The sequence below is a fragment of the Providencia sp. PROV024 genome (genome assembly GCF_032709665.1).
Lineage (GTDB): Bacteria > Pseudomonadota > Gammaproteobacteria > Enterobacterales > Enterobacteriaceae > Providencia > Providencia huashanensis.
In genome coordinates, this window is sequence record NZ_CP120545.1 from 2,175,555 (window position 1) to 2,188,111 (window position 12,557).

The 12,557-nt window shown below is 39.5% G+C and carries 15 protein-coding genes; 7 read left to right on the plus strand and 8 right to left on the minus strand.

All coding sequences use genetic code 11. The annotated features are described in order from the left end of the window. Window positions 1–3: 3 nt before the first annotated feature. Both P3L56_RS10005 and P3L56_RS10010 read right to left on the minus strand, forming a co-directional pair. Window positions 4–585 (minus strand): YebB family permuted papain-like enzyme, encoded by a 582-nt coding sequence (locus P3L56_RS10005; protein WP_166686521.1) that lies wholly within the window; start codon window positions 583–585, stop codon window positions 4–6. A 94-nt stretch (window positions 586–679) separates the two neighbouring features. After that, window positions 680–2,167: a PLP-dependent aminotransferase family protein gene (locus P3L56_RS10010; RefSeq protein ID WP_042843821.1), complete on the minus strand. Its 1,488-nt coding sequence runs from the start codon at window positions 2,165–2,167 to the stop codon at window positions 680–682. Window positions 2,168–2,270: 103 nt separating this feature from the next. Here P3L56_RS10010 and P3L56_RS10015 point away from each other — a divergent pair, with 103 nt between their 5' ends. After that, window positions 2,271–2,729, plus strand: coding sequence for a GNAT family N-acetyltransferase (locus P3L56_RS10015; protein WP_042843820.1), 459 nt, complete (start codon window positions 2,271–2,273; stop codon window positions 2,727–2,729). A gap of 107 nt (window positions 2,730–2,836) precedes the next feature. Here P3L56_RS10015 and P3L56_RS10020 read toward each other — a convergent pair whose 3' ends face one another. The 4 genes from P3L56_RS10020 to P3L56_RS10035 form a co-directional block, all read right to left on the minus strand. Next, window positions 2,837–3,376 carry an NADAR family protein gene (locus P3L56_RS10020; protein WP_042843819.1) on the minus strand — a complete coding sequence of 180 codons (540 nt, stop codon included), beginning with the start codon at window positions 3,374–3,376 and terminating at the stop codon, window positions 2,837–2,839. A 109-nt stretch (window positions 3,377–3,485) separates the two neighbouring features. Then, complete coding sequence (locus P3L56_RS10025) at window positions 3,486–4,208, minus strand: amino acid ABC transporter ATP-binding protein (RefSeq protein WP_042843818.1); 723 nt, start codon at window positions 4,206–4,208, stop codon at window positions 3,486–3,488. Next, window positions 4,195–4,959, minus strand: coding sequence for an amino acid ABC transporter permease (locus tag P3L56_RS10030; RefSeq protein WP_042843817.1), 765 nt, complete (start codon window positions 4,957–4,959; stop codon window positions 4,195–4,197). Before P3L56_RS10030 ends, P3L56_RS10025 begins: the two co-directional genes overlap by 14 nt. Window positions 4,960–5,022: 63 nt before the next feature. After that, window positions 5,023–5,790 (minus strand): basic amino acid ABC transporter substrate-binding protein, encoded by a 768-nt coding sequence (locus tag P3L56_RS10035; RefSeq protein ID WP_042844340.1) that lies wholly within the window; start codon window positions 5,788–5,790, stop codon window positions 5,023–5,025. Window positions 5,791–6,110: 320 nt separating this feature from the next. Here P3L56_RS10035 and P3L56_RS10040 point away from each other — a divergent pair, with 320 nt between their 5' ends. From P3L56_RS10040 to P3L56_RS10065, 6 genes are all read left to right on the plus strand, one after another. Beyond that, complete coding sequence (locus P3L56_RS10040) at window positions 6,111–7,019, plus strand: AEC family transporter (protein ID WP_198861405.1); 909 nt, start codon at window positions 6,111–6,113, stop codon at window positions 7,017–7,019. Between the two features lie 115 nt (window positions 7,020–7,134). Then, window positions 7,135–8,562, plus strand: coding sequence for an AMP nucleosidase (locus P3L56_RS10045; RefSeq protein ID WP_370661193.1), 1,428 nt, complete (start codon window positions 7,135–7,137; stop codon window positions 8,560–8,562). A gap of 16 nt (window positions 8,563–8,578) precedes the next feature. Next, a complete protein-coding gene (locus tag P3L56_RS10050) occupies window positions 8,579–9,112 on the plus strand; it encodes a GNAT family N-acetyltransferase (protein WP_226693208.1) in 534 nt (177 codons plus the stop codon). A 56-nt stretch (window positions 9,113–9,168) separates the two neighbouring features. Next, a complete protein-coding gene (locus P3L56_RS10055) occupies window positions 9,169–9,591 on the plus strand; it encodes a helix-turn-helix domain-containing protein (RefSeq protein WP_042843814.1) in 423 nt (140 codons plus the stop codon). Window positions 9,592–9,697: 106 nt separating this feature from the next. Continuing rightward, the gene (accA, locus tag P3L56_RS10060; RefSeq protein WP_166684924.1) at window positions 9,698–10,657 is read left to right on the plus strand and encodes an acetyl-CoA carboxylase carboxyl transferase subunit alpha; all 960 of its coding nucleotides are present in this window, start codon (window positions 9,698–9,700) and stop codon (window positions 10,655–10,657) included. A gap of 43 nt (window positions 10,658–10,700) precedes the next feature. Then, window positions 10,701–11,591 carry a LysR family transcriptional regulator gene (locus P3L56_RS10065; RefSeq protein WP_042843811.1) on the plus strand — a complete coding sequence of 297 codons (891 nt, stop codon included), beginning with the start codon at window positions 10,701–10,703 and terminating at the stop codon, window positions 11,589–11,591. An 8-nt stretch (window positions 11,592–11,599) separates the two neighbouring features. Here the strand turns inward: P3L56_RS10065 and P3L56_RS10070 are convergent, their stop codons facing one another. Both P3L56_RS10070 and P3L56_RS10075 read right to left on the minus strand, forming a co-directional pair. Continuing rightward, entirely contained in the window at window positions 11,600–12,061 is a 462-nt protein-coding gene (locus tag P3L56_RS10070) for an RES family NAD+ phosphorylase (RefSeq protein WP_042843809.1), read from the minus strand. After that, window positions 12,058–12,519, minus strand: coding sequence for an antitoxin Xre-like helix-turn-helix domain-containing protein (locus P3L56_RS10075; RefSeq protein ID WP_042843808.1), 462 nt, complete (start codon window positions 12,517–12,519; stop codon window positions 12,058–12,060). The genes P3L56_RS10070 and P3L56_RS10075 overlap by 4 nt, the downstream gene beginning before the upstream one ends. Window positions 12,520–12,557: the final 38 nt, after the last annotated feature.

A 12,557-nucleotide genomic window follows, 5' to 3' on the forward strand; every position in this document is an offset into this window, starting at 1 on the left:
GTTTTAATGGATATCTTGATGGCTACGGTACACTAGTGATAATTCAGGGTGATGCCATAAACTCGCTGGAGTAACGGTTGTACGTTCCCAAGGGATGTGTCCAATAAACCATAATTTCCAAAAATTTAATTTGGCTTTTGGGTTTTTGGTTAATAAAGCTTCAAAGGTTTCAATTTCGCCAATTTGGATAGATAACGCTGATTGGTATATATCAAACACGAATTTTGAACAAAATTGCCTCGAAGAATCATAATTAAACCCCGTATGGTAAAATTTATTTAAACGTGGTGGTACTTGTGCGACTAACGCTTTTTTCTGTTCTTGGGTCAATGACTGTCTGAGTCGCCGTACACTATAGCGCTTATCAGATGACCGAGAAATAAAACGGGATAAGGTAGTTGTGGTTGATAGTGGAACACGGCTTTCAGCGATTAAATAGTCATCTCCATCATGGCCTACAATCATGCCGACATGGTTGCTCCAGCATTGTGAAGCAGAGGCTATCTGGCGAAACAACTCTGTTCCGATACTGGTAAATACAATATCACCAACTTCGAATTTATGGGGATAATTTATTGTCGTCATCAATTTACCTCAATGAAATATAATGTCATTAAGGTACATTTATAATGGTTCGTAGAAATCAAGCTATCAGATAAAAGCTTAAAATAACCATTGTTTAGGTTGGGTATAGGTTCGTTAGTTTTTCGCTGAGCCGTTTTACACTACTTATGATGTCATTTTCATTATGAGCGGCATATCCAAAGAGAATCGCATTGTGGTTGCGGCTTTCAATACAATAACGAGATAACGGTTGTGCACCAAAGCCTAATTGCTGGCATTGTTCAAGGATTATCCGAATATCGTAACCTGCTTTGACCCAGCAAACAGTGTGAATACCAGAGTCTGTCATTTGTACGTCAAATAAATGGGGCAAGTATAAGTTGATTGCGCTGAGGAATGCGTTTTGCCTGTCATGACATATTTTGCGTATTTTCCTAACATGACGTGCATAATGCCCTTCTTGAATAAACTGAGCTAAGGCCGCTTGCTCTAGGTAGCCACAATGACTATCACTGTAATATTTCATCATTGTAAAAGGTTCGCTCAGTATTTCTGGGACAACTAAAAAGCCTAAACGGAATCCGGGATACATCATTTTAGAGAATGTGCCTGCATAAATTACACGTTGGTGATTATCCAGTCCTTGTAATGCTTGAATTGGTTTAGATGAAAAACGAAACTCACTGTTATAGTCATCTTCGAAAATCCATGCATTATTTTGTTGTGCCCAATCTAGCAATGCCAAGCGCCGAGGTAAACTTAACGTTGTTCCTAGTGGAAATTGGTGTGAGGGCGTGGTGTAAATTAATTTTGCATGGCTATATTGTTTTGCAGCGTAAGTGATATCCATTCCCTCCTGATCTGAAGGAATAGCGGCGATTTTAGCCCCTGTTGCGGTGAGTATTGCCCTTGCACTATCATAACCAGGGTCATCTAACCAAACAGTATCACCTTGTTTTAATAGAACTTTGGAAACTAAATTAATGGCTTGCTGGGTACCGTTGACAATAATAATTTGATTTTCATTACAGTGGACTCCACGCGTTGAGCGAACATAGTCAGCCACCAGTTTTTTTAACGGCATATAACCATCGGGATGGTTAAAATGAGGGATTGCAGACTTAGATTTACGCCAAACACGGCCCAGTAAACGCCCCCAAAGTTCATGTGGAAATTGGTCTACACAGCCAATACCAATATTAAACATTTGGTGTGTGTTTGTATTCGGGCGTGATTTATCCCATAAGCTTTCTAGTGTGCTGATAATAGGGTTCAGATTAAGTGCATTGTATTCAGGGCAATTAATAATTTGAGGCTTACTTGTTGTTCTAACTAATTCGTCTGGGATCTTCGCTGAAACATAAGTGCCAGACCCTTTCTTGGTATACAAATAGCCTTCATCAATTAACCTATCGAATCCTGCAATCACAGAATTTCTAGAAATTGACATCATTTCCGCAAGTGCTCTAGTTGAGGGAAGTTTAATACCTGTATTAATACGCCCATCCAGAATTGCATCACGGATTGTGTGGTAAACATTTTCTTTAATGTAACCCTCTTTAAGTAAAAGAAGGGGAAATGGAGCTTGCTGCTTACGGCGCATAAAGTGGACCCTATTTAAATAACAAAAGTGTATCTTATACAGCACCAGATTGGTATGTACTATAACCCCACTAAGTTATAAATTAATAGATGGAAGGGTTATTATGAATAAAACAGCATTACCAGTCACAGTCGATTTTGTCGCGCCAGAACATTACCCTGAGTGGTTAGTTTATTGGCTAGAATATCAAAAATTCTACAAAGTGGATTTAAAAGAAGAGGTGACGTTAAAAGCGTGGGAGCGCTTCTTTGATGCTAATGAGCCGATGTATTGTGCTGTAGCACTGGAAGAAGGAAAAGTTGTTGGTTTTGTGAATTATTTATATCACCGGTCAACTTGGGCTGAAAATGATTTTTGTTATTTAGAGGATTTATATGTGACACCTGAAATGCGAGGTCGTCATGTTGGGAAACAGTTAATCGAGTTTGTACATCAGCAAGCTAAAGAAAAACAATGTGGTCGTCTTTATTGGCATACGCAAGAAACTAACTTACCCGGTCAAAAATTGTATAACTGGGTGGCAGAAAAGCCCGGCGTGATTGAATACAGAATGGCCTTGTAATAAATAGCCGCCGAATATCCTACATTTCAGTTAATTATTTGCTGACCCGTTGTTTGGCAACAACGGGTTTTTCATCTCAATCAGAGAGCATGCAAAAATAAACTGAGTTAATCAGCTAATTGGGAACGTACTTCCATCAATGCGAAACCCAGTAAATTTAACCCTTTCCACGTTAGAGGATTTTCGATATTTTCACTATCTTCAGCTAACCCAATTCCCCAAACTTTATCAACGGGGCTGGCTTCTACGAGTATTCGCTCATTTGTAGAAAGTAAAAATTGCTTTAGTTCTTCATTTTGTGAAAATTTTGCCATATTAGCGGCAACCACGATCTCAAAACGGTTTTTATCCCAGACATCTTGTTTAAACCCACGGACTTCGCGACCAAAAGCTTTAGCCGCACCTGGATTTGGTGCATGAATAATTTTATTTAGGGTTTCTGTATCACCAAATAAGCGTGCTTTTTCCGCCATCATAAAATGTTCAGCACTTGCAAATCGATGACCATCAACAATAAATGGGGAAGGGTACCATTGGCTAAAACAGCTTTTGGTTATGTGATTTTGTTTTGTTTGGTGGCCCCAGAAAAAAACATATTTATATTTTTTGCCTGAGCGAAATTGATTACAAAGAGTTTTTATATCCATAAGTTAGTCAGCTTTAGCTAAGAATAATATGCTTAGCTTAGCTTATCTATCACAGGTAACCCTGACTATCGGAATAGCCTGCTTAGTCAATTATAAGCAGGCGTGATGCCTAGAGTACCTTACTTAAAAATTCTGCAGTACGTGGGTTTGTCGGGGAGTTGAAAATTTGTTCAGGGCTACCTTGTTCTTGGATGATGCCTTGATCGATAAAGATAACGCGGTCAGCAACTTCCCGTGCAAACCCCATTTCATGAGTAACGATAACCATCGTCATTCCTTCATTGGCTAAAGTTTTCATGACTGCTAGAACTTCTCCCACTAGCTCAGGGTCAAGCGCTGAGGTGGGTTCATCAAATAATAAAATTGACGGTTGCATGGCTAAGGCGCGAGCTATAGCTACTCGTTGTTGTTGCCCACCGGATAAACTCGCAGGCCATGCATCAATTTTGTCTAATAACCCAACCTTGGCGAGTAATTGCTCAGCTTGCTTAAGTGCCTGATCCTTTTTTAGTCCTTTGACCAATGTCGGCGCCATCATCAGGTTTTCAAGTACGGTCATATGAGGGAATAAATTAAAACGCTGAAAAACCATACCTATATTTTCACGCATTTTATTTAAATCAGTTTTAGGGTCATGGACGTTAAACCCATTAACTTTTATTTCGCCGCCATCAGGGCGTTCTAATGCATTTAAGCAACGTAAAAAGGTACTTTTCCCTGAGCCTGAAGGCCCAATGATACAAATAACTTCTTGTGGTTGAACTTCACATGAAATGCCTCGTAATACATGGGTATTACCAAATTTTTTTTGTAAATCATTAACGTAAATCACTTCTGCCCAACCTTTTTTCCATATATTGCACAAGCTGAGCAAGTATAAATGTCAGCATCCAATAAATTACTGATATGGTTAAATACGGTTCCCAATAGGTTGCGTAAGCACCGGAAACGGTTCTTGCTGCATAAGCAAGGTCGGCTAAACCGATAGCTGATGCAAGGGATGAATCCTTAACGATTGCAATGGCATTGTTCCCTAATGGCGGAAGGATCCTGCGGAAAGCTTGAGGCAAGATAACTTTTCGCATTGTTTTAGCCCAGCTCATACCAAGCGCTCGAGAGGCTTCCATTTGCCCTTTATCAATGGATTGAATACCGGCTCTGAATATTTCAGAGACGTAAGCTCCTGAGTTCAGCGTAATTGCGATTACACATGATAAAAATGCACCGTAATCAGAGCGTAACATACGCGCAGTATCGATGGACATAATCCCTGATGTGACTAATAAGCCATCACGTGGGTTAATAAAAAGCGGTACTAAGGCAAAATGGACGACCATTATTTGTACAAACAGAGGTGTGCCACGAAATGCACTTACATAGAAACGGACAGGCCATTGAACGAAATAGTGTAAAACAGGTTTCCAGATCCCTTGTTCAGCTTTAGCTGTTCTTCCTAAACCTAATGTTAATCCCCAAAGTGAGCCTAAAATAACGCATATGATGGTTGCTTTGATAGTCATCATAGCGCCTTCGGCAAACAAAGGGGCATATTCTTCGATTATTTCCCAACGAAACGCAGACATCTTAATTATCACCCTGATTTATATCGCGAAAAAGCCACCTAACGATGGCTTTAAATTCTACTATTATTGTTTTGGCAGTTGCGGAACGTTCTCATCAAACCATTTTTGGTAAATTTTGTTATAAGTTCCGTTCTCAACAATTTTGTTTAAACCATTATTGATTTTTTGTTGTAATTCACTATTGCCTTTAGCCACCGCAATACCGAAATATTGTTTTTCAAAATGGTTATCGTAGATCAGCTTAAATTTTTTCTCTGGGTGTGTTTTGATATAAAACTTAATCACACCCACATCGCCGACTGCTGCATCAATACCATCTTCAAATAGTTCTTGTAGTAGAAGAGGGGTATTATCAAACCGTTTGATTGAGGTACTATTTTTGCCAATAACTTCAGAGACTACAATATCCCCCGTACTGGAATTGACCACTCCAACATTGAGATCTTTTAAGCTGTTCAGGTCAGTCACATTGGAGGACTCGCTGATAACGATAGCTTGTTCTGCTGGGAAATAAGGGTTGGAAAAATCGACCATATTTTTACGTTTATCTGTGATAGTGATACCGGAAATTAAAATGTCTCGATCACCTGAGGATAAAGTTGCAAAAATACCTTCCCAAGGGGTATTGATTAACTTCACATCAAAACCTTCAACTTCCGCTATAGCTTTAATAATATCGATATCAAAACCTTCCAGTTGTTTTTGGCTATTTTCAAACTCAAAAGGGCGGTATGTACCACCAGCACCGACCGTATAACTTTCTTTAGCGTAAACATTCCCTGAAAAAGCCGCGAGTGTCAGGCATCCCGCAAAAACTAATTTTTTAAACATCATTACAGCCTCTTTATTTATGCAATTATAGTGCATAAAAATACATAAACTTTAGGTTGTAAGCAAACAATATTTATAAATTAGTACTGTGATATGAGGTTGAATAATGCGGAGGGATACCGTTTTGTGTTGTCAGTGAGATTAGCGGAGAAAATAAAACTATTTAAGAATAGGAAATGTGAGGTATTTCTAGTTTTAATGAAAAAACCTTCTTACAAAAACGGATATTCACAATACCGCTTTTTTTACCTAACCATAACATTGCATTAACGATAAGCTTCTGCCATGTTTAGCTAGCTCATTGAATAAATTAACTTATCATGGAAAAGATTTTATTGGTGTTATGGCCCTTATTTGCGTTAATAGCAATTGGGTTTATCTTACGTCGTACAAGTTTATTTTCTAATGATTTCTGGCCGAGTGCTGAAAAACTTAACTATTTTATCCTATTCCCTGCATTGTTGATTAATAGTTTGGCCAGTGCACCGCTAGATAACCCTAAATTAACTTTCCTTGCCAGTGCAATATTCTGTATCTTAGGGGCAAGTTCATTTTTAGTTTTGCTATGTAAATATTTATTCAAAATTACGGTTCCGCGCTTCGGTGCTTATATTCAAGGGATCACGCGTTTTAACACCTACTTAGGCTTGGCAATAATAGCTGATTTATTTGGTCAAGAAGGGGTTGCAATTGCTGCGGTAATAATGGCAATTCTTGTCCCTAGTTGTAATGTGATTGCGGTACTTTCCCTAACATCAGGTGAGAAAATATCGATAAAGCAAATTCTATTCCCGATCATTAAAAACCCATTAATTATCTCTTGTTTGGTCGGTATTCTATTGAATTTATCCCCTGTTGGTTTGCCATTTGGGTCTGGCCAATTATTAAAATTATTGGCGGCGTCCAGTTTACCATTAGGGTTGATATGCATTGGGGGCGCTTTGCAAACGGCAACCTTAAGAAGAGAATTCCAGCCTTTGATTATCTCAACATTGATACGTTTATTAGCGATGCCAGTATTGGCGGTATCAATCGCATATTTATTTTCCTTACCTGAATTTGAAACTCTTTTATTAGTTATTTTTTTTGCTATTCCAACTGCGCCAACAGCTTATATTCTGACTAGGCAATTGAATGGTGATAGCCAATTAATGGCAGGTATTATTACATTACAAACTGTGATGGCGGTTTTTACCTTGCCACTAGTTCTGTCATTAGCCATACAATAACAGCGATATATTTTGCAACCTTAGCCTCCATACACTATGTTATCGGGAGATTACTTCGTCTGATAAGGAGTTGTGTGTGTCTTTGGATAAATGTCAGAAATATGAAAATTTATCAATTGAAGAGGTATTGGATAAACTTTCATTGTTATATACAAATGCAATTGATTCATTACGAGATGCAATCGCTATTTATGTTAAAGATGGCCGCATACCTGAAAATGCTGAACGGGAAAATGGTTTATTTGCCTACCCAGAGCTATGCGTAACATGGTTAGGGGAAGTTGATCACTGTGAAAAAACACGTGCTTATGCACGCTTTGTTAAACGCGGTAATTATACTGTCACGATAACTCAACCAGAACTATTTCGGGCTTATTTAGTTGAGCAGCTTTCTATTTTACAACAAGACTATGATGTATCTTTTACGGTTCGCCCATCCAAAACAGAAATTCCTTACCCATTTGTGATTGATGGTTCAGATTTAGTCCTAGACCGTAGTATGAGCAGTCGTCTTGCTGCACATTTTCCGATTACAGACTTATCACATATTAGTGACGATATTACGGATGGTTTAAACCCAATAACTGATGAAATGCCATTATCGCATTTTGATGCGTTGCGGGTAGATTTCTCGTTAGCGCGCTTAAAACATTACACGGGTACACCGCCTGAGCACGTCCAACCTTATATTTTATTTACGAACTATAACCGTTATGTGGATGAATTTGTGAGCTGGGCATGCGAACAAATTCGAGACCCTGAAAGCCGCTATATTGCTTTGTCTTGTGTTGGTCACAATTATTTAACGGATGAAAATGCAGACCCACAAATTGCAACTTCCGATTTAACATGGAAAAAGTTCCAAATGCCTGCATACCATCTGATTGCAAAAGATGGCTCTGGTATCACATTAGTGAATATTGGCGTTGGCCCTTCAAATGCAAAAAACATTTGTGATCACCTTGCTGTATTAAGGCCACATACCTGGCTAATGATTGGTCATTGTGGTGGTTTACGAGAAAGCCAAAAAATTGGTGATTATGTGTTAGCTCATGCTTATTTACGTGATGACCATATTTTAGATGATGTATTACCGCCAGATATTCCTATTCCAAGTATCGCAGAGGTTCAGCGTGCTCTTTATGATGCAACAAAACAGGTAAGTAATATGCCTGGTGAGTTGGTCAAACAGCGGCTACGTACTGGAACGGTAGTTACCACAGATGATAGAAACTGGGAACTGCGTTTTTTTGCAACCGCACGTCGGTTTAGTTTAAGCCGTGCGGTCGCGGTGGATATGGAAAGTGCAACAATCGCAGCGCAAGGTTATCGTTTCCGAGTACCTTATGGCACACTGCTTTGCGTTTCAGATAAACCTCTGCATGGTGAAATTAAATTACCGGGACAAGCCAATAGTTTTTATGAAGGAGCGATATCCGAACACTTACAAATAGGTATTCGTGCTATTGATTTATTAAGGCAAGAAGGGGATAAATTACATTCTAGGAAATTAAGAACTTTTGATGAACCGCCATTTAGATAGCAAGGAGATGCCATCTATGAATTTGATACCAGAAATTGAAACGGATAGGTTGATTTTATCCAAACATCAGGTAAGTGACTTTCCTGCACTGACCAAGTTATGGGCAACAGAATCTATGGTACGCCATATTGGTGGCGTTCCATCTTCAGAGCGTGAATCGTGGATGAGAATGCTTGCGTATGGAGGGCTGTGGCCATTACTGGGGTTTGGCTATTGGGCTGTGCGCAAAAAAAACACGAGGCAGTATATAGGGGATTTAGGCTTTGCTGATTTTCACCGCATGGTTGAGCCTAAAGTTAAAGGGGTCCCTGAAGCTGGTTGGGTAATAGCACCTGAATTTCAAGGTCAAGGTTATGCAAGCGAGGCGATGAGCGCCGCTCTAATGTGGTTAAAAAAACAAAAAAAACATAAGCAATCAATTTGTTTTATTGAGCCGAGAAATATAGCGTCTTTGCGTGTTGCTGAAAAAGTAGGCTATGTTGTCGACCGTGAAATATTTATGAACGGTTGCATTACGGTATTATTACGCCAGGAATTAGATGTTGCATAACTAGTTGATGTAGTTATTTAATCATGAATTTTTATTGCATAACGGGTTATTATTTTATGTATGATGAGCTAGATATTTCCCAAGTTAGCCAGTTATCAGGTTTGGCACCCTCTACACTTCGTTATTATGAGGAAAGAGGGTTAATTAAACCGATAGGCAGAAAAGGGCTAAAACGGGTTTATCATGGCAAAGAAGTTATAACCCGTTTATCTTTGATTTCGCTAGGGCAGGAGGCAAAGTTCTCACTTGAAGAAATAGCTGAAATGCTAAACCATAAAGGGGGCCCTAAAATTGAACGAGAAAGTTTACTGGCAAAAGCGGATGAGATTGAACAAACCCTGCAAAGTCTGTCAGTTTTAAAAAATGGTATTTTACATATTGCTAATTGCCCTGAAGAGAATCATTTTTTATGCCCTAACTTCCAAAAGATTATGGCAAGTCGTTTAAAATTAAACCAGTTAAAGAAAAAAGGACCCTGATTATATTATCCCACTTTTGATAATAATGAATCCTAATTTCAAGCATAGAATGGGATGGCCAATCTGATTACACTACTAAAATTGTAGTAACGATTTTAGGGAAATTATGACAACTCATTTTTTGGCGTTTGAAAAACCGATTATTGAACTTAACGAAAAAATAGCAGCTTTGATCGCCTTTAAACAAAAAGGCCGCCCATCTGAAATTAAACTCGATGAAGAAATCCAATTATTAAAGAAAAAAAGCCTCTCATTGACTAAAACAATATTTTCATCACTTGGTGCATGGGAGGTTGTTCAGTTAGCTAGGCACCCATTAAGGCCTTATACCTTAGATTATATCCCATTAATATTTACTGAGTTTCAAGAGCTTGCAGGTGATCGCGCATTTGCTGATGATAAAGCAATGGTAGGCGGGCTTGCGCGTTTAGACGGTAAGCCTGTGATGGTTATTGGCCAACAAAAAGGACGTACAACGAAAGAAAAAGTGATGCGCAACTTTGGAATGCCCTCACCAGAGGGGTATCGAAAAGCATTGCGTTTAATGAAAATGGCGGAACGCTTTCATTTACCCGTCATTATTTTCATTGATTCAGCAGGGGCCTATCCGGGTGTTGGTGCGGAAGAACGAGGGCAAGCTGAAGCTATTGCCCGTAATATTATCGAAATGTCTCGTTTAAAAACACCGATCATTTGTGTGATAACAGGGGAAGGCTGTTCAGGTGGTGCATTAGGGATAGGTGTAGGGGACAGAATAAATATGCTGGAATACAGTACTTATGCAGCAATATCACCGGAAGGGTGCGCATCTATTTTATGGAAAGATGCACAAAAAGCCCAAATAGCCGCGGAAGTGATGGGGATGACAGCTCCTAGATTAAAAGACCTCGGAATTATCGATACAATTATACCTGAGCCAATGGGAGGAGCACACCGTGACTATACATTGGCAGCTGAGCACTTAAAGCAGCAGTTATTGGTCGATTTAGCTGAATTAACTCAATTAGATATAGACACATTGCTCGCTTCTCGTTATCAAAAAATAATGGATTTCGGTTATTGTTAATGTTATTAGTTCAGGCCCATATGTTGTGGAGCATGGAGGAAATATGACGGTTGACCTGAATTTATTGAAAGTTTTTATTGCGGTAGCCACTCAAGGGAATTTTGTGAATGCGGCAAAGCAGCTTTCCATGCCTACATCAAATGTAAGCCGTTATATTAAACAACTGGAACATCAACTAAATAGCCAATTAATTGAGCGAACAACGCGGCAAATGCGTTTAACCGAGGCCGGCAATATATTATTTGCTCAAAGCCAAAAACTGGTAGATGAATTGGAGCAAGTCGTCCAGAGAATTTGTCACCCTCAAGCGCTCACAGGGACATTGAGGCTGACTATTCCCAGTGAGTCTGGTAGTTTATTATTGGCTGATTTACTCGCAAAATTTGCATTATTGCATCCCCAACTAAATATCCATTGTGATACTCAATTAACACCACAAGATGTTATCAGTGACGATATTGATTTATTGCTGACTTTTCATCGGGGCCATCTCGAAGACAGTAGTTATCACTCACGGTTAATTAAATCATGGCCAAGTGCGGTAGTCGCATCACCAAAACTAATTGAAAAAACGGGGAAACCTTCTACAGTGGCTGATTTGGCTAGTGTGCCTTGCATTTCAAGTTTAAGCGCTTTACAAGGGCAGCCGTGGATATTTATTGATGCACATGACCGCCAGCAAAAAGTAGTAATAAACAGCACATATCGGGTTAACAGTGGGTTACTTGCTAATGCCGCTGCGGCAAACGGCGTAGGTTACGCGATTTTATCGTTAGAGGCTTGTCGTGAGCAAATACAGCAAGGGGTACTTGAGTTGATTGAATTTGGTGATATAAAACCTGCACCTATTGAGTTACGTGCTGTTTATGCCAGTCGCAGTGCATTATCACCAAAGATAGCTGCGTTTTTAAATTATTTATTACAGCAAATATAACAAGCTTACTACCGGTTAAATCGTGGGTCAAAAGCAAAGTCGAGGGGCTTAATGGTTTGGGTCACTTTTTGAAATTGCGGGTGCATAGGGTTAATAATGGCATTATATTCATAAGGAATAATACAAGAAGGGACAATTAAAGCTAGGCTGTCTTGGTTCGTTAACCAGGTTGTGCCTATGTCCATTGTGGAGGTAGGTGCTGGGTCACGCTGCCAATCATCAGGGAGATGCTCTACTGACAGCTTCATCACATACCTATCGTTGATCTCAATTGATAATAAAGTGAAATGATTAAGCACGGTATCTTGGTTTATATGAACGAGAATTTCTAAAGCAGCTAATGAAATACTTGTTGATGTGTAGATAGCGGGCGTACCTTTATGGTTCCAGCGCCCACCGTATAACCTAGCACCTTGACCGGACCACGCATCATGAGCAAAGTCAGATTTAATCAAACGATATAAAATCATGAAAAAACACCGTGTTCAATGCGGCCAATAAGGTCGATAACTTCAAGAGCACCACTTTCAGTGGCAATCAACTCTATAGGGCGCGTATGTCCTAAGCCTTTCACGGGGTGATTCAACCAATCACTTGCCATTGACTTATCACCATTGAATAAGCGTACAGCGGCATCAAATACACGCACTAAGCGAGCAATTCTTTCACTTTCATCGGCATTGAGTGGCTGACCTGCATTTCTACGCCTTGCCACATTGCGCTCATTAATACCTGAAATTCGGAGTAATTCAGATTTGCTGATGCCAGACCATTCTTGAATGTTGTCTAACACCGTAACAGAAAGACCTTGTCGTAGGAAATGAGTGAGTTCGATACCACGTTCTGCGGGTAGGCCAGCAAAGCGCCATAGGGGCTTAAAAGGTGGCGTGGTGGGTTGGGTTGGGAGTGCTGGAATATAGTTTCTCATTGAATACCTCCTGACATTTGTCTTGTTTATTATAGACA